The organism is Verrucomicrobiia bacterium, assembly GCA_035629175.1.
In the GTDB taxonomy this organism is placed as follows: domain Bacteria; phylum Verrucomicrobiota; class Verrucomicrobiia; order Limisphaerales; family DASXHY01; genus DASXHY01.
In genome coordinates this window covers 1-18,702 of record DASPIL010000101.1, presented here as the reverse complement: position 1 = coordinate 18,702, position 18,702 = coordinate 1, and the positions used below count along the sequence as shown (strand labels likewise).

Below are 18,702 nucleotides of genomic sequence, written 5' to 3'. Positions count from 1 at the left end.
CCTTGCTCAGTGCAAAAGTTGCGTGGAGGTCCGCACTGTTAGTGCTGTTTTGAATCGCTTCGTCGTCAGCCCATACAAGGAGGAATCCGCCCGGCGGAATCACGTAACGGCCGTTGTTTGGAATCTGAAACTTCGTCTTGTTGGCCAGGGAATCGGTGAGGTAATACCCGCCCAGGTCGGCGGGGAGTGCACCTGGATTATAGAGTTCGAACCAATCCTCAAAACCGCCATCGGCAGGGTCACTCAACGTGCGCGTATTGTCAGCCATCCATTCGTTGATGAACACAGTGACTGGCGGCGATGCGCTGCTGTTCGCCGCTCCCGGCGTGGCAACGAACATAGTGCGGCGGTAGAAGGGCTGTCCGTCAGGGAAATCGCCGTAGGTCCAGTTCGCGGGAACCGCTTCATAATTCAGGTAATCGAGGACCCGCGTTTCGTTGCTGATCAACTGCGACAGGTAGAGGCCTCCCGATCCCGACGATATTCGGAAGCTGGCGTGAAGCATCTCGCCGCTGGTTTGGTTTGTCTGTGCGTCCGCCCACACGACCCGAAATTCCCGCCCGCCCAGGCTGCCTGCGGGCAGACTCCATCGAGTCAAATTCGTTGGAGAGTCGGAAAGATAAAGGCCTCCGAGACTGAGATCGTTCGTTCCCGCGTTGAAAAGTTCCAGCCAGGGCTCGCGTTCGCCAGCGTTGTCGGCGGGTCCGCTCGTGTTATCTGCCTGAAGCTCATTGAGCCAAAGCTCAGGAAACGCCGGCAGCGATTTTGCGACGGAGTTTGTGGTTCCGGGCGTTGCGCCTGCGATGAGCATGGGCATCAGGTTTGCCAGGATTCCCGAGGCTCCGGCGCCCGAGAGCCGCACCACCAATGGCGCGCGGCTGCTTGTGGCTCGATACCAAAAACTCAGGGAGTATGTCTGCCCATTTGTGAGCGGCGCTGCAATGTCTTGAAGCATCGCATTGCCAGCGCCGCTGCCGCCGGCCGCGGCAACGAGGTGAAGGCTTGAGTTGCCCGAACGCTTGATCGACGAACTGATGCTGGATGCGGCGAAGTTGGCGGTCAGGGCCCAGCCTTGCGAGAGCGGCGCTTCAAACCCGGGATTGGTGATCAGGTTCGCCCCTGCATCCGGGTTCGAACCCCGGACGAGCCGAAAGTCGTCCAGATACAAGTCGCCAGCGGACGTGAGGTAAACATAAAGTCTCGAACTGGTCGCGATGCCGGTGATGGAAACCTGGCGCCACTCCAGGGGGGAATCGCCCACGGTCCAGTTCGCGACGCGGCTGTTGTCCTGTGATGCATCACGCAACTGAAGCGAGGCACCATTCCTCGCGTGGGGCCACGGTGCGTTGGTTTCGTATCGCACGCGATCGACGACAACGGGTGCGTTGGTGCCGGCGGGTTGCAGCAGGCTTAATGTTTCTCCGTTCTCCTGCAGGCTGCCAGCAAAGGTGTCAAAGACTCCAATGCCGCCGCCATGCGCAGACATGAAGGCCGTGCGATCCCGCGCAAGAACGAGAAAGCCGCGCGGTTCCAAAAATGTTCCGGCCGGGAATACATATCCCAGGCCGTTGAACTCCCAGCCCGACAGATCGAATGTCTGGTCTGTCGACGTGTTGAACAGCTCGACGTATTCAGCGTTCGTGGTCGCCGGACGGAACATGATTTCGTTGATCACCACTGAACCAGTGGCAGGTGCAATGGGTCCGGGATGGTTCACGGAAACACTGTTGCTCATGCCCGGGAGCGGCTGGCCGTTCATGTCCAATCCGACCACGCTCACAACTTGATTGCCCGGTGCCAGCGGAAGAGTCGCAGTCCAGCTGTTTACGGAAATCCAGCGGACCGGCCACGGCACGCCGTTGACCGCGATGGAACCGAGTTCCACAGGCGCAGAACCGCTGATCATTCCAACTCCATTCGTGATCAGCACGGAGGCGTTCAGATGAAAAGGAGCCTGCACGCCGGCGAGCTGTCCCTGCAGGAACGCGCGGCGTTCGGCGAGCCAGTTCTTCACGGGCGCGGGATCGGTCAGCGTGCTGCCGTCGCACCACCGAATGTTGTTTTCCAGAAGCGCGCGGCGCTTGTCATCGATGACTGAATTGAACGTCGCAAGCGGCCCGTCGATGCAATCGCGCACTGCCCGCCAATACGCCCGCGCAAATGGTGGATGCGCATACATCGCGCTGATGGTTGGATCTTCAGAGGCGAAGAGGGGAGCGGTGCTCGCTGAATAACGGCTGGAGGAAACGAGCATCAGCCAGTCGAGATCAAACATGTAGAGCTGCCATTTCCCTTCGAATGGCTTGTACGCGTACATGTTCTTGCCGATTTCGTGGCCGTAGGAATCGAAGTTTGCGATGATATGTTCGACTGCAAAGATGCGCATCCATTGTTCCACATCCACGAGGCCCAGGGTTGAAGACGTGTAAGGTTCGGGCTTGGGCGCGTTCAATGCATCCACCAGCGCAAACAAGCTCGTGAAATCATGGACGCGATCGGCTCCACGGCGGAGGAAAGTCCAACGATACCGTTCGCGTTTCTTTGCGCCTCCAGTCGTGGTGTAATTCTCCAGCCGTGGCATGGGATCGGCGACAAGGTTGTTGCCATCGCCCATTTCAAAAGCACGGTCGATCTTGAAGAAGTCTCCGTCGGGAGCGGCAGGGCTCCATTGCTCAACAAAGTCACCGCCCGGTTGCTGCACCGCCTCGAAAACCGTGCGGCGGGCTTCATCCGTGATGCCGTTCACGTGGAGCCGGATCAGGTAGCGATGGCTGAACGCGATGTTCAGCCGGTCAGCGATCCAATAGCCCATCTGCTCCTGAATCGCGGTGGTTTCATTGCCATGGCCGCCGGGCCAGTCGAGCGTGAGGTCGGTGTCGCCCAGGAATGGTTCATCCTTTGCGAATTCAATGGCATATCCGCAGCTGCCATTCGTGGGACTGGAATAACCTGGAGCGATGTAGGGACTGCCAGCGTATCGACCCTTCGCGAGATAGAGTGCGCGGCGATCGCCCAGAACAAACGTGATGTTCAGCGGCGTGTTGTCCAGTTCGTGGCGCGCTGCCCAGGTGTTGTGCGTCGCCTCCGTCATCCATACCCGGTAAACGGGATAACTGCCCGCTGGCTGCGATTCGCCAACGCGCACCAGACATTCGCGAGCCGGAAAAACGGGCGGGAATGTTCCAGTCGCTGCAGGCGAATGACGGTCGGTTGCCTGGACATGGAACGCGATTGTGGTCCCGCTGCTCTGGCCGGGGATCAATGCAGTGAAGATGCCATCCTTCGCCACCGCGTCACCGTGCGTGCCGTCGTCGTTCATTGCCACTTGCGCGAGGTTCATCGCAGGATCGATTCGGTAACGCAGCGTCACGGCGTTCACTCCGTCCGGATCGTTAACCCTGGCGGTGACTGAAATCGCTTCATTGGCCTGCGGCAGAACGGGTGAATGTTGGACATCCGCAAGGGCAGGGGCTGCGTTGGGGACAGTGCGGCTGTTGCTGGTGCCTGGCGATCCCGCGTTGACGGGGAGCGTCATTTCGCCTGCGCATTCGAGCCAGTTTCCGCGCAAGCGCAGGAGGATCTCAGGACTGCCCCTGAGCCACCGCACGGCGGCAGTGATCGTCACGTTGGAGGTGCCTCCAAATGCGGGAGCAGTAAGCGCGGTGCGAATGCGGTTGACCTGGTTGTCGCCGCGTCCATTGGCGCGGATTCGATACGACTTGATGCCGCCGAACCCCTCCCCGCTTTCTGGGCCGGATTCTGAGTGCGTCCCTTCCGCAACCCACCCAGTGGCGCCGGATTCAAAGCCGCCGTTGGAAACGCGATTCACACCATTGACCTGCACCTGCACGTTATCGACGAGGCATTCGCCCGCGCCCATCAACAGGATCTGAAGCTGGTCCGCTGTGACATTCCCGTGGTCCAGCGTTCCCGTCACAGAAATCGTTTTCCACGGAGCTTTCGATGTTTCGTCGCTATCCGCCCAATTGGATGCGAGCCGGCCGTTCGCATCGGGATCGATCAATTCCAGGCTGCTTCCGCCACCATCCGCCCATTCCGGCCATTCTCCACCCGTTCCATAATCGACCTCATCAACGGGTATTTGAAACTGTGTGACGGTGCCGTCCGCGTTGTGCAGCGCATCAGGCATGCTGAGAATGACCCGTTCACCGCTTCCAGCCAGGCGGCCGCTGAAGGTGCCCGCGATTTTTCCTGGATCCAGCGCGGGATGTGCCGCAATCAGGCGTTCGGTATTGCGGGCGACAACAACATATCCGTGCGGCGCAATGACGGTGTTGCTTGAGAACGTAAAGGTGATGCCGTCGCTGAGCGTCCAGCCGCCAAGGTTCACGGCGGCACCCGTGCGATTGAAGAGTTCGAGGAACTGCTCGTCATCGTCCTCGCTGACGGGGTGATACATGATTTCGTGAATGACCACGCTGCTGCGCAAAATTGCAGCGTTGTTGGTTCCGGGTGTCTTCCCAGCAAGGCGATAAATAGAGCTGCTGCCATCGGGGGATCGTCCGCTGGCCACGCCGTTCTCCTGGCCGTCGAAGCGCACGGCATCGATGACAAACTCGCCGTTTGGATTTCTCAGATAAAGCGTTTCGCCGTCGGCGCTGAGCGCAAAGCCGAGTACGTTTTCGTTGAAGCTGACGAACCCTTGCGGCGGAATGCTTGTTCCGGGTGGAATGATGAACTTCGCAACGTCTGGGTCATCGCTCAGGATGCACCCGGAAACATCAACGCTCTGCGCGCTGTGATTGTAGAGCTCAATGTAATCAAGGTTGGGCGGATCCGTGTGCGCGAGAAACTCATTGATGAAGATATTGCGCAATGGACTCGGAGTGAACGAATCAGCGCGTTTTGGAGAGCCGCCCGCCATGTCGCTCGCGGCCCAGGCACGCCGATCGTTCTGTCCGAAGGAAGCCCGCGCGAGCACCAGTGAATGCCCCGCGCCATCCGCGGCCGCGGGCCACGGCGGATCATCGCTGTATTCGACTTCCAACATCACGGCGCCAACTCGATTGAGCAACTGCACGACGCCGCTGCTGTTGGGCAGGCTGTTTGCGAACGGCCCAAGAACTCCCTCGAGCTGGTACGCAGCGGCAATAGCCATCGGTGATCGTGCGATGACGACGAAACCTCCTCCCGGAATCATCGTTCCGGCAGGAAAGGTGAACTCGATGTCGCCGGACAATCGGAAGCCCCCAAGGTCCTCGGGTTCCCCGCGTGAATTGAATAGTTCAATAAACTCCAACTGTGTGTTGGTGGGATGATACATGATCTCGGAAATCACCAGGCTCGTGCGATGGCTTGCCTGGCCGATCGGCTCGATTGGAAGTGGCGGGCTGGCGCCTGAATCGATCGCATTTGTGAAATCGCGAAAGGCCACGGTCGCGAACTCGAGCGGGTGATGACTTGATACGGCAAACCCGAGGTAAACCGTTGCCGGCATTGCGATCGTGCTTGCGCCCAACTGCGTCCACGTCCGTCCGTCAAAGCCCGAGTAGCCGGTGAACACATTCCCTTCCCGCTTCAACCTGAGCCAGGTGTTTGGATGATTTGCGGGCGCCGAACCGGAAACTGTGGCCATTGCATCTGCGGCGAGCCGCGATTGAAAGTAACAACCACTGAGGGTCGGCGTTGCGATGGTCCCGGCGAACGGCGATCCGGGTGCCAGGTCCTGTCGCGCGAGCAGGGCGGCTTCACTCCACGCGTCAGGGGCGTTCATGGAATCGACTCGAACCATGACGTCAAAGTTTCCGGTGCGCTGGACATGACTGAACTGCAGTTGATCGTTTGTTCCACCGGCGTCCTTGCCTGCGCCCGAAATATCCCATCCATTGCCCGCGGCGGTTTGAAAACCTTCCGCGAATCCAGTGCCGACCTGGATGCTTGAGTAGGCGGTTGCAATAAAAGCAGCCTGCGAGTTGGGCACGATGAGATTTCCCGCTGCTGATTGATCCGCGACATTGTTGACAGCAACTATGTAATGCGCGCGGTCGATCAAACCGCTCACCGCCAGGATCACGTTGCTCTGGGAAGCATCCAGCGTTGCACCTTGCAGGATCACGGCGGCATTGGTTCCCATGATCGAATAATGGGCAAGCTGCGTCGCGGATGCCGCGCTGATGCGTTCGGAGAATCGCACCAGCACTTGCGAAAGCCCGCGTGTGTCCGCCGATAAGAGCAGCGGTTTGGTGGTGTCGGCAATGACGCTGAGCTGCGCGGGTGCGCTCGTCGCCACGTGGGAAATCGCATTGATGCGGTTCGAAACGACGAGACGGAAAAGGGCCGAGTGGTTGGTCAGAGAAACCCGGCTGATGGTGTACGCGGGGTTGGTGGCTCCCGGAATTCGGAGATCGTTTCGCAACCATTGAAACGCGGGTTGCGGATTTCCTGCCGTGACGGCATTGAACGTAACGCTTTCCAATTCAGGCACGATGGCATCAACAGGATCCGCAACGATTGCCGCCGGAGAGGGTGGGGCGGGTTCACCGCTGATGGCGTAGATTCCCGTGGATCCCGCAGATGGAGCCTTGTGAAAGGTGAGGCGGGTCAGCGGCTTGTTTGTCGGTCCGAGCAGAGCGGCAAGCGAAAGGGTTGTCTGGTAGAAGCGCGGGTTGCTTGACCCCCCGGAAGTGCTGCCGTTGAGAAGATGAATGCGCTCGACGGCCTGCAGTGCGTAACCGCTGTTTCCAAACCAGTCGGGCGCGTTGTAGGTCGTCGTGTGGGTCGTCCCATCCGAGAAGTGCAGCGTCAACGCCGGCTGGCCTCCTCCGCCACCGGAGTTCGCGATGATCGCGATGCGCTGATAGATCTTTGGCGTGACCAGCGTGAGTGCGCCTGACGACAATCCTGTGTTTCCGCTTAATACGAGCGCATTGTTCTGGGTGTAGGGTGCGAACTGGAACGTGGTTCCATCGCCCACCGCGCTCACAAAGCTGCCGGATGCAGGCAGTCCCTGCGTCTTTCCAGGCAACCCAGCCTGGTAAAACGCCAGATTCTCCCCCGGGTTGAAGGTTTCGGCGACAGCATAGGGCGGCGCTCCTGCGGTGTTTTCAACCACCACATCAATGTTGAATCCAGTGACCGGGATCGGAGTCATGTCTGCCGCACAGGCGGTCGCGGCCGACGCGAGCAGCAGGGCGGCGGAGCGCAATCGTGGAAACTTCATTCGGCAGCGCTGGTCTGGAATTGCTTGTCGACGCGGCGGATTTTAATGCTGCGGAACGAGACCTCGCCATGATCTCCCTGTAGCGCGATGTATCCGCTGCGAGCCTTGGCAAACAATGGCATGCGCGAGAATTTGCTCGCGGCGACACGCTTGCGGAAGTCATCGCCATCCAGCACGTAATCGAAATATTTGACGCCATTAATCCAGTGTTCGCAGTTTTCTGGCGTGATCACGAGGCGCACATGGTTCCATTTTCCGGCGGGCAGCGTGGCATCAATCGGTTTGCCGTTGCGTGGATCGTTTTGCGGCCGATACAGCGCGTAGAGCCAGCCGCAACGCTGGGGATCGGCAGCCTTGGCGTTATCCTCCAATTGAAACTCGGGACCCGTCGCCCACACGGCGCCGCCTTCGTCGGTGACATGAAACAGGATGCCGCTGTTCCCCGCCGGCGAAATGTTGTATTCGAGTTCGAGTTCGAAGGCTTCGAACTTTTCTCGGGTCACGAGGTCGCCAGCGTTCTTTGGATCCACACACACCAGCGCGCCGTCCTTCACCTGCCATCCCGGCCGCACATCTTCGCGTTTGAACGTATGCCAGCCCGAGAGATTCGTTCCTGTGAAAAGCAGCTGCCATCCCTGGGAAATCTCCGATTCGGTGAGCACGTTCGGGCGGTTTGCTGCCTCGATCCGCTCGCGAACAGCTGCCTTCCATTCATCGTTGAGTTCGGAAAGCGGTTTTCCCGTGAACTCCTGCCAGAGCTCGTCTTCGTAACGGCCCTCGCGGCAGGCGGCGTTGATGCGCGCAATCAGCGACTTTTCCGGATCGTAGTTTTCAACAACGTAATTCAGGAAGTTGGCAGTGACGCGATACCGCGCGTCGTGATTCAAGTTCATGTTGGGCCGCGCCTTAATCCAGAGAAGGTCCGCGCCGTGCGTGTGGGGCTCAAACAGGAAGAAGCGGATGTAATCCGGCACGCCTTCGACCAGCCAGCCGGGAGAGCGTCGCCCGCCTGTGGCACGCCTGCCGCGGGACGGATGCTGTACCACATGGACCACTTCATGCACGAGCGCACCAATCGCCTCGCCATCGAGCTCGCGACGGATCCATTCGGAGTTGGCCGTGATACGATTTCCCGACGCAAACGCCACGCCGTCCATTGGCTTGAACGTGACGCTGAACCGCCTGGGTGCTTCATAACCTTCGCTCGGCAGCAATGCCACAATTTTCGGGAACCACTCGGCCAGCACCGGCGCGAGTCTCCGTTCCGCCCACTCGCGCAGATCGGAGGCTTCCGAAACATCGATGCTGATATCGCAATAGCCATCGGCCGATTTCAACGCGATCAGACTTTCCGGAGTGTTGGTGCTGGCGGCATCATTCGCGCCGATCACATCGATTTCGCTGTAGAACGTATTGTCGAACGGCGCGCCGCTTTCGGTTCGCGAAATGTCAAAGAGAATATAGCGATAACTGCCGAGGATGCCTTCGGCGGCTGCCGTTGAGACGCAATGCTGTCCGCCGCCGCTGATCCGCGTGTCGACATCGGCAATCAATTTCCAGCCGCTGTTTGTGAGATTTGATCCGCGTTCGGGCCCTGGCGTGAATCCGGGCGCAGCGCCATCACTGGCGAATAGTTGATACACCTGCGGGCCGCGGTCTGTCGGGTGCCATGAATACGTGTTGATTGCCTTGATCTCCGTGACGGAGCGGAGATCAACCAGGATGCGTCCGCCATCTGTTTCCGGCGCGAAAAAGAAATTGCGCGATGGCTCGTCGGCTTCGGTGGGCAGCATGCCATCGTTCAACGCCGCAATCCCGGCACCGTTCCCATCGCTGCGGCCGCTCACGAGCGAGATCGTGGCTGCCGTCGCAGAATCTGTTTTCGAGGGAGCGGCTACCGTGCCCAGGAGGAAATTCGGCTCGCCCTCCGCGCTGTGTGCGACCGCGGTTCGGCCGGCGGCAAACGTCGTTAGCGGAAGCGACAGCGCAAACGCCGCAACAGCAAACGCGGTTTCTAGGGCTGCAGCCCGGCATGTGTGCGTCGAAGCAGAATGCTGGCGCGTGGAAATGTTTCGGCAGGCTGTCTCGCAGCCGGAATGGTTGCTGTTGAGCATGGTCATGATTGCATTGAGTTCAGGCACTGGCGCGGGAAAAAAAGGGCCGGGGAGCGTTGACTCCCCGGCCCGTGTTCATTGTTGTGCGTCCACAGTGTTCCAGCGGATCCGCACGGACGTTCAGTTTATTCCACCGGCAGAGCCAGCCGGAAGAACTCGGCCGATGCCGCGGGCGTGACAGTGGCTCGGTTCAGGTTGTTCGATTGTGTGATCGCGGTGTTCACCGGAGCCCACGCGCCAGTCGCGAGGTTTGTCCTGGATTGCACAGCGTAGCCGCCGACTGAGGCCGGCCAGGTCAGGACCAGCGACGATCCCGACCGATCGATGTCTGCCGTCGGCAGCGGGACGTAACGGAAGTTGCTGACGCGCTGCTGCGATGGGAAACCGCCTGAGGCGCCCGTGATGCCCACATATGCGGTGGACCCGCCCGCAGGAACCGACAGATCGCCAACGAACAGGTTCGTCCTGAATGTCGCGGCGGTTACCTGGTTGCTGAAGCTCAGGCTGAGCGTTCCATCGGTGTAGCGGATGTTGATCTGAATCGGATCGCCACTGTCGATGTTGACTGCTCCCGTGGTTGTGAAGTTGGTTCCGCCAGTGATGCCATTGCTGGTGAATGCAAAACCCGAGGGCGCGCCGCCGTTCGTGTAGATGTTGAACAGAATTGCCGCACTCGGATTGATGCCAGAGTAGCCGACCCCGCCGCCACCGCCGCCGAGAGCCGAAGCGCCCTCAGTCGCGTTGTGCAGCACGAAGGCGATGCCGTCGGCACGTATATTTGCAGTCTCAACGTCCTGATAGAGGAAGGACGCTTCGAAGCCGCCGATGTAGAGCGGCGTGTTGAAGAAGCCGCTCGTCCGCTGATTGCCCGCGGATGTCACGAAGAACACGTCTCCCGAGACGAGTCCACCGTTGTTCACGGTCCAGCCCAGGCCGTCGTCGTTGAACTCGGCAACCGCGGCCACCGAGACCGTCGATTCCACAGATGACGCAACGCCGCTGACCTCGTTGGAGCTCAGAAGCCTGTAGACGCCCTGGTCGCCAAACTGGATGTTCGCGATTGTCAGGATGTTGCTGTTCACGCCGCTAAAGCGCGCGTTGTTGACGAGGTTAACTCCGTCCTTTTGCCACTGGTAGGAAGGAGCAGTTCCGCTGACTACCGTGTGCAGCGAAACGGTTCGTCCAACGTAGAACAGGATTTCGGCGGGGAGATCTTCAACATAGGAGATGCCGCCGCTGGAGACCGTCAGCTGAGCTGCGGGAAGAATCGTCGCCGGATTGGTGGTGGAGCCGTACGGATTGGTTGCAACCACGCGATACATGGTTCCGTTCTGCGCCAAGGTCAATCCGTTGAGGGTGAGGTTCTGGCCCGTCTGACCACCGATCGCGACTCCAGGTTCCCCTGCAGTGACGTTGTACCATTGATAGGTGATCGGGCCGGGTCCAACAGCGGTGGAATAGAAGGTCGCGCTGGCGCCTTCATTGCCCATGGTGTTGGTCGGAGAGACGACGAAGTTCGGAGGCGAGTTCGGGTTCACAACTCCGAGGAATTCAACTTCACCGATCTGCATCAGCGTGCCGTTTTCCTTGGTGGTGTTCAGCGTCAGGCGGTAATACGAATAACCTGCTGCATTGGCGAACCGCACTTCCTGGATGTTTTGCGTCAGAGGGTTCACCGGGGAACCGCCGGCATTGCGGCCAGCTGGAAGCGCCAGTGCTCCCGAAGTGATGGGGTTGAAGTTGGCGCCGTCGAGCGATCCTTCGAGCGTGAAGCTCGACGGGTCGCGTCCTTCAGCGTCGTTTGCTGTGTAGAAGCGCAGAGCGGACACGATGGTGTTGCCCATCGAAGGCTGAACAACGAAACCCACCGGGTCAAAGGGCGCCTGATCATCGGGATCGACGCTCAGGTATTTTGCCGTGTCGTTGTCAATCGCGCGCGGCACGGTTTCGCCACTGAACGGCGTCGAGCCGGCGTAGATCTGGATGTTATCACCCGGGGCGGTGACGTCCGACAACGTCGAGAGGAGCGTCGGCATGGTGACCGTTGCGCTGTTGACCGTGCCGGCAGAATTGAACGCAACAAGGCGGTAGTCGGCTGCGTCGCTCAGCGTCGGGGTGATCACGAGGTTCGTCGTCGTGGCACCCGAGACATTCCCGCCGTTCACGACGTCAACGAAGACGTTGTTGGTTCCCTTCTGCCACTGATATGAGATCGGCGTCGTGCCGCCCGTGATGACGGCATTGAAAGTCACCACGGAACCTTCGAAGACCTTGCCTGTGGGAGTCGCCGAAACGGACAAGATGATCGGAGGCACCGCGCCGGCCGTTCCGCTCACAGCGAAGACGAACATGCGCCCATTGGCGTTTTGGGAACCCAGGAACCTGAGGACGATATTGGTCACGGGGCTGGAAGTGTTGGCGAGTGCGAATTGCGCTTCGTAAAGGCGTGGATTGTCGCTGCCAACGTTGTCGAGCGTTTGCCTCTGCACGTCCACCCGGCCGCGCGATGTGAAGGCGTAAGGCGTTTGCCCGAACCAATCCTGCGACACGAACGTGTTCGTTTCCGACGTGCCATCCATGTATTGCATCACCACCTGATTCGTCACGCGTCCGTTGGCGCATGTGCTCAGGAACGAAAGGGCCGAGTAAGTGGCGGGTGTAGCGAGGGTGAGATTGGCGTTAGTGATTGTTGCATCCACAAAGACGGCGTTATTCGCCGTATAGCTCGGAGGCATCCTGTAATGATGATCAGGCAGCGCGAGGCTGGTGATCAGCGAGCCGGCAGGCGGCAAACCGGTATCCGGGCGGCCGCGATAATATCCCGCTTCATACCAGGTGTTCAGATTGTTGACGGACTGGCTGAAGTTCGTGCCGCCGTCCATGGTCGCGGTCGTTGAAGCGTAGTAGGGGGAGGTGAAACGATTCGCCGACCTTTCCACGACGCCGTCCGCATTGAAACCGCTGACGGTTACAGGGGAGAAGACACCGCCCGGGTTGCTCTGGCCAGCCACAGCGAAGATCATGGAGCGGCCGCCGTCTCCCCAAAGGAAGTCGATATGCGTCACCGGGCTCTCGGTGTTCGCGAGCTGGACAATGTTGGTGTGCAAGTCGGGATTTGAAGAGTTGACGTCATTGAGGCCGAGGTTGCCTACATGGAACCGGCCCGCCGTCGTATAAAACGCGCCGGCTTGATTGAACCAGTCGCGGGATGAAAAGACGATCGTTTCGGAGGTCGAATCGGCGTAATAGATGGTCGCTGATATTCCTGCGGGTCCGTTTCCAGCCGCGTTCAGGAATGAAAGGGAGGTGTAAGGCGCCGGACTGTTGAGGGTCAGCGTGCCGCTCTTGTAGCCGTCATAATTCCCGAGATACAGCACGTTGCTCGCAGCGTAATTGGCGGGCATCGTGAAGGTCATCAGAGGATTGCCGCCTGAAATGTTTGTTCCGGCCAGGGGCAAACCGGTGAGCGGAGCGCCGCGGTGGAAACCCATTTCGTACCACGTGTTGCCGGTCAAATTGGTCGCGCCGCTATCCATGATCACGTTGTTGTGTCCCAGAAGGCTTCCCACGACCGGGGCAGTTGCCTCAACGACCATGTCGCGGTTAAATCCGCTCACAGTCGCTGGCGTGAATGTCGAACCGTCCGTGGATCGGCTGACACCCAGAAGCACAATGCGATTGCCTGACGTGGTCGTGAAGACGACATGCGTTACTGGCGTCGTGGTGTCGCTCAGGAAGATATCGGAATAGAAGATCTTGGCATTGCTGCCCTGGTTCATCTGTCCGTTCCCCACGTTCACCCGGCCGCCCGGCATGAGTGCAATCGTGGCGGCCGTGTTGTCGAACCAATCGTAGAACGAGATTGTTCCGGCCTGGGTCGCGCCGCCCTGGTAATGAACGGTGTAGCTGACGTCGGTGTTGCCGCCGCTGATGGTATTCAGCACCGACAGGACGCTCGCCGCAGCGGGTGCGGTGAATGTCACGGTCGCAGTGGGATGGCCATTCGTGGTCAACAGGACCGCATTGTTCGTTGCGTAACTGGCCGCCATTCGAAAGGTGCGATTTGCATCCGCCTGCGCGGTGAATGTAGATCCGGCTGGAGGCAGACCGACTCCTGGCCGCGTGGGGTCGTATCCGCGTTCAAACCAGACATTGGAATCGTTGTTCGTGCCGCCATCCTGGCTCGCGGTTGTATAATCGCGGAAAGGTTGAGGCGCGGTTTTTTCCACCACCACGTCGGCGGTGAAACTGCCCGGAGTCAATGGTACGGGATCGAAGTCTGCCCTCGCCATACTGGCGGTCAGCAGAATCAAACCAACTTGGACCAGGGTTCTCTTCATATTTTTGAGGTGAGGTTGATTGCGGTTTTTGGTTCTAAAGGTTGGGGAAACCATATCGGCCGGAAACCCCTGCCGCTCGGACAGGATTTTCTCAAGGTGCCGAAGTTCGACTCCCTTAGTTTGCGTAGCTCGTCCGATCGTGCATCCATTGGGCGTCAATGTTGCTTGAGGCGCCCGTTCGAATCGTTGCCTTCCATTTCTTGATTTCAGCGTGCCCATCAGCGAAGGCAAAGCCGCCGCCGTTGTTGTGGTAGGTCCCGGGAAGGTCGACCCAGGAAAGCGGGTTCATTTTGAAGGCGAATGCGCCGTCGTTCAGGTTCTTGGCGTCCTCATCAATGAAGACCCAGATTTGTGCGGCGCCGATGCGGCCAAACGAGGTCGTCTTGGCAAAGCGCTTGTAGCTCTGGTTGATCGTCGGAGGATTTCCGAGATGGGGAGCCCTGACTGCAACGGACGGCACGCCGCTGTGGCCCGCGCCCCCTGCCGCGCCAGGACAGCTGGTTCCCACCGCCTGGTTCATGGAGATCGTGCGGGAGGCCTCAACCGTTGTTCCGGCCGGCACCGTTGAGGGATACGGGAAGGAATTGTAGGGACCCGTGCGCTGGTCAGCGGGACACTTGTAAACGCGCAGGCTCTTGCCGAGGAACGGTGACAACAATGCGCGTTCCGGATCCTTGATCACCTCGGGATTGAATTCCGCCGTGCCGCCGACACCGGCGTCGCCATAAACCCAGCCGTGCCCCTTCGGCGCCGCTGCAGCGTCATCATCCTCATTCGGCACGAACTTGTCGCCGAAGTCTCCGGCATACATGAGTGTCGCCAGGATCAGTTGCTTGCTGTTGTTCATGCAACTGATCTGCTGCGCCTTGGCCTTCGCCTTGGCAAGCGCCGGCAACAGCATCGCTGCAAGGATCGCGATGATGGCAATCACCACAAGCAGTTCGATCAATGTAAATCCCGATCCCGCCGCAGCGCGGCCGGGGTTGCGCGGGGACGACCTGCGCGTGTGTGTCACGTTATGAAAATATTTCGGCTTCACGTGGGTTCCTCTAGGTTTCTGCTCGATTCGGTTTGTGTGGGACTTGAGGCGCGTTTGACAAAGCCTCTGATTTTTTATCGCAGCGACTTGATCCTGCCGGTTCATCTGTCACGCGTTTGTTTGGAAACTCCCCATGCCCGCACGTGCAATAATGCTGATGATGAGGAGACGACATGTATTTCACGCTGAATGCGGCACGATGGAAGTTGAATCCACCTGTCGGCAAACAAGACAGGCGGCGGAATGGTGCATTCCAACTGAGACTGGCGGCACCTGAATGGATGTTTTTCGTTTCATGATTCAGAGCGAAGCAACGCGCCGGTTTCAGGCGCGGTTCCAACGGTTCCGCCGGGACAAAAGTTCAATTGAATCTTCATCGATTTACGTTGCGATTGGCCCGTCGAGACCAGGTCAAGCACACGCTCGGCAATGCTGCGCGACATGAGTTTCGAGTCCGGCTCGTAATGCGTAATGGACGGATACAGATGTGTGAACCAGCTGTCGTTCGCCAGGCAGATCAGGGAAACGTCAGCAGGCACACGAATACCTCGTGCCGCCAGCCATGAATAGCAAGTCAACAACTGTGATGCCCGGCTCACGACCAATGCCGTCGGCCGCTCTCGCAAAGAAAACGCGATTTCGAGGGAACGTCCCACCGACGCCGGCGTGCGGTCATCCTTGAATGGAATCATGCGTCCACCGAAACCCGCCGCTGCGAGCCCGCGTTCCAATCCGCGTTCATCCGCGATGATTCCAGGGCGCCGTTCCTGGAATTCCAGAAGCCCGATCAGCCGATGTCCGTTGCGGGCCAGATGCAGCGCCGCGTGAAACGCTGCGCCTTCCCAATCTGGCGCCACATACGGAAGGTTCACGCCAGGATACGGCAGCTCGTAAAGGAATGCCGGAATCCCACGCTTTTCAAACCATCGTTGAATGGCTTCGTTCGTGATGAACAAAACCCAGGCGGCCGATGGGTTGCTGATGACCAGTTGTTCGAGCTGCCGTTCAGGGTTCCGGGCCTGGAACAATGCCGCGGGCGATACAAACCGCAGGTGCCGCCCGTGCGCCGCAAGCTGGGTTTGCGTGTCCTGCATTTCCAGCAGTGTGACGCGCGTCTCGATCGCGTTCGGCGACAGAAATGTGACGGGGAGCTGCTGCATGACAGCCGCGGAACGCTTGCGTTCGGGCACGCTGCGCACACGCCGCTGACAACCCTTCTCCGGATTCGTTACCCAGCCTTCCCGCGCCAGGATCGCCAATGCCAGCCGCAGCGTATCGCGTCCGACGCCGAGCCGGCGTTTCAACTGCAACTCACCCGGGATGACCTCCAGCAGCATGCCCGAAGTAATCCAGGCCTTCAATGTGGCGGCGGTCTGATCGACCAGGCTGACGCGCTTCGGCAGGTGCAACGCCCCGTCAGGCGTCGCGTCGCGAGCATCCTGATGCTCACGGGGAGAAGACGGGGGCAACCAGGAACTGAATGGATCGGGCTGTTCCAAGCGTCGGGTTCGTGTGATGCGGTGACCTTATGTTAAAACTTCAAAATTTTAAGAGCAATCCACCTGTCGGGATTCAAGACAGGCAGCGCCCTTCATTAAAAATCCGCGCGGCCATTAAGCCGCCAATATAACTAACGTGTGTTGGACAACTGTTCCGCCAGGACCGCCGCGCTTTGCGCAGCGGGGCCGATGCTCGCCCCTGGAACATAGTCGAGTGGGATGCGAATCGATTTCCGCGTCGTGCGGCCGGTGTCGACGAGTTCAAGAACGCGCTGTGCAATGCTGCGCGCCATGTGCTTCGTATCAGGCCGATAATAACAAACGGACGGGTACAACTCGTTCAGCCAGCTGTCGTTCACCAGCGATATCACCGAGAGATCGCCCGGCACGCGAATGCCTTTCGCGACAAACCATGAGTAACAGGTCAGGAGCTGGGACGCATAGGTCAAAACCAGGGCAGTCGGCCGGGTGGAAAGGTTGAAGGCCGAATCAAGCGCACGCGCGACGGATTCCGGAGTTCGATCGTCCGCGAATCGCAGCAATCGCCCGCGTTCCGAAACTGTATCGAGCGCACGCTGGAGTCCGCGTTCCTGCGCCAGCACGCCGGGGAAACGTTCGCGGTATTCCATGGCTCCGATGATTCTGTGCCCCTGCCGCACCAGCTGAATACCTGCATGGAATGCGGCTGCTTCCCAATCGCTGACCACGAACGGAAGAGTTACGTCCGGAAACGGAGAACCGTAGATCAACGTCGGGATCTTCCTTTTCTCGAACCACCGCTGCATGGGTTCCGAGGCCGCGTATAAAATCCAGGCGGCCGACGGATTCTCGCGCACCAGCCGTTCGAGGCGGCTGTCCGGATTGTTCAGGTGAAAGATATCGGGCGCAACGAACCGGAGATTCCGTCCCTGTTCAGCGAGGCGCACCTGAGTCTCTTCCAGTTCCAGCAGCGTTACCCTGGCTTCAACGGGGTGCGGCGAGAGAAACGTGACCGGAAGCAGCGGGGCAGTTCGATTGGGAGGGGGAGTTGAGTTGCAGGGAATATGAATCCGGCGCTGCTGGCCTTTCACTGCTGGCGAAATCCAGCCTTCGTCGGCGAGCAGCTTTAACCCGAGCCTCAACGTGTCGCGACCCACGCACAATCGCGCCTTGAGTTGCAACTCACCGGGAAGGACGTCCCGCAGCACGCCGTTGTTGATCCACTCTTTCAGCGTCGCCGCAGTCTCCGATGCCAGATTGGTCCGCCTGGGCAGTTGTTCCACGATGTTCGGATCTGGTTTACGGACTTACCTGCCGCCGGGGTGAGCATCTCCGCTCCTGCCGCACCCGGGCGAATGGCGCACGTGGCGCCTGAGGTTCATCCTGATTGACGCTTCGTATAATGACTTCGAGCGGCGCTGGAGGGATGTGGAAAATTGTGCTTTTTCTTGGACATTTGTGCTCAACCCCGCTCGGCCCGTTCTTCATCACGAAAGTCACCGCTACACGGGAGTGAGCTTCGCTCGGGCTTATATATTTAGCAAACGCTTGGACCGCGGATGTCCGAGGGTGCTGCATAGGCTCGGTGGCATGGAAACCTCAAAGAATAAGGCTGAAGCATGCGTACTGGCGGATTCATTTCAGGCGCTCGGCGATGAAACCAAAGCTCGAGATCTTCTGGAAGCTTGGCGCTGGCCAAACGGTCCAGTGTGTCCCCGCTGCAAGAACGCCGGCGACAAACGAATTTCCAAATTGGAGGCACAAAGCACGAGCCGCAAAGGGGTTCGCAAGGGCGTTTATTTCTGCGGGGCCTGCCGGAAACAATTTACTGTGACTGTTGGAACGATTCTGGAGCGTTCTCATGTCCCGATGTCGAAATGGGTAATGGCACTATCGCTCCTGTGCTCGTCGAAGAAATCGATCAGCGCTAATCAGGTTCACCGAATGATTGGGGTTACCTACAAGACGGCCTGGTTTATGTGTCACCGGATCCGGCATGCCATGACAGCCGACCCTGCGACGGAGCCGAAGCTCACCGGGACGGTGGAAGTGGATGAGACGTTTGTGGGACCCAGAGCCAAACCGAAAACGCCCGTAGTCGCACTGGTACAGCGCGATGGCCTCGCACGGGTGAAGGTGATTGCTTCGGTAACGCAGAAGAACCTTGGGGCAGCGCTTTCTGAGTGCGTCAGCAAGGAAGCGGTGGTGAATACAGACGAGCACCCCGGTTACAAGAACCCGTTGAAGCAATGGAAGGAGCACCAGACTGTGAATCACTCTCGGCAAGAGTATCAGCGAAACAATCAGGACGGTTCAAAGGCTTCCACCAACACCGCCGAATCTTTCTTTTCGCTGCTTAAAAGAGCCATTATTGGAGCCTGGCATCATATTTCCCGCGAGCACTTAGCTCGATACGCCAATGAATTCGCTTTCCGCTGGAACACCCGCCATCAAACCGATGGCACCCGCCTGAAAGGGTTTGGCCAGTTGATCGAAAACAAACGGCTCACCTACCGCCAGGTTTCCTGCGTTTGCTAAATATATAAGCCCG

Annotated in this window: 7 protein-coding genes; 1 reads left to right on the top strand and 6 read right to left on the bottom strand. The window is 59.1% G+C overall.

The window, feature by feature from the left end; genetic code table 11:
- From VEH04_18470 to VEH04_18445, 6 genes are all read right to left on the bottom strand, one after another.
- On the bottom strand, positions 1–7,180 hold a 7,180-nt coding region (locus tag VEH04_18470; protein HYG24760.1), incomplete at its 3' end, for a lamin tail domain-containing protein.
- On the bottom strand, positions 7,177–9,321 hold the full coding sequence (locus VEH04_18465; GenBank protein HYG24759.1) for a family 16 glycoside hydrolase: 2,145 nt from the start codon (positions 9,319–9,321) through the stop codon (positions 7,177–7,179). The genes VEH04_18465 and VEH04_18470, both read right to left, overlap by 4 nt.
- A 98-nt stretch (positions 9,322–9,419) precedes the next feature.
- Positions 9,420–13,634, bottom strand: a complete 4,215-nt coding sequence (locus VEH04_18460) for a hypothetical protein (GenBank protein ID HYG24758.1) — start codon at positions 13,632–13,634, stop codon at positions 9,420–9,422.
- Positions 13,635–13,749: 115 nt separating this feature from the next.
- Positions 13,750–14,673: a prepilin-type N-terminal cleavage/methylation domain-containing protein gene (locus tag VEH04_18455; protein ID HYG24757.1), complete on the bottom strand. Its 924-nt coding sequence runs from the start codon at positions 14,671–14,673 to the stop codon at positions 13,750–13,752.
- A 293-nt stretch (positions 14,674–14,966) separates the two neighbouring features.
- Complete coding sequence (locus VEH04_18450; GenBank protein ID HYG24756.1) at positions 14,967–16,172, bottom strand: substrate-binding domain-containing protein; 1,206 nt, start codon at positions 16,170–16,172, stop codon at positions 14,967–14,969.
- Positions 16,173–16,303: 131 nt separating this feature from the next.
- Complete coding sequence (locus tag VEH04_18445) at positions 16,304–17,434, bottom strand: substrate-binding domain-containing protein (GenBank protein HYG24755.1); 1,131 nt, start codon at positions 17,432–17,434, stop codon at positions 16,304–16,306.
- A 307-nt stretch (positions 17,435–17,741) separates the two neighbouring features.
- On the opposite strand from VEH04_18445, the gene VEH04_18440 reads away from it, so the two are divergent.
- A complete protein-coding gene (locus VEH04_18440; protein HYG24754.1) occupies positions 17,742–18,689 on the top strand; it encodes an IS1595 family transposase in 948 nt (315 codons plus the stop codon).
- Positions 18,690–18,702: the final 13 nt, after the last annotated feature.

What these genes read in the sequence shown, in the direction of transcription:
- VEH04_18460 (HYG24758.1), bottom strand. Translation starts at nt 13,634, where the DNA reads ATGAAGAGAACCCTGGTCCAAGTTGGTTTGATTCTGCTGACCGCCAGT.
- VEH04_18440 (HYG24754.1), top strand. Translation starts at nt 17,742, where the DNA reads ATGGAAACCTCAAAGAATAAGGCTGAAGCATGCGTACTGGCGGATTCA.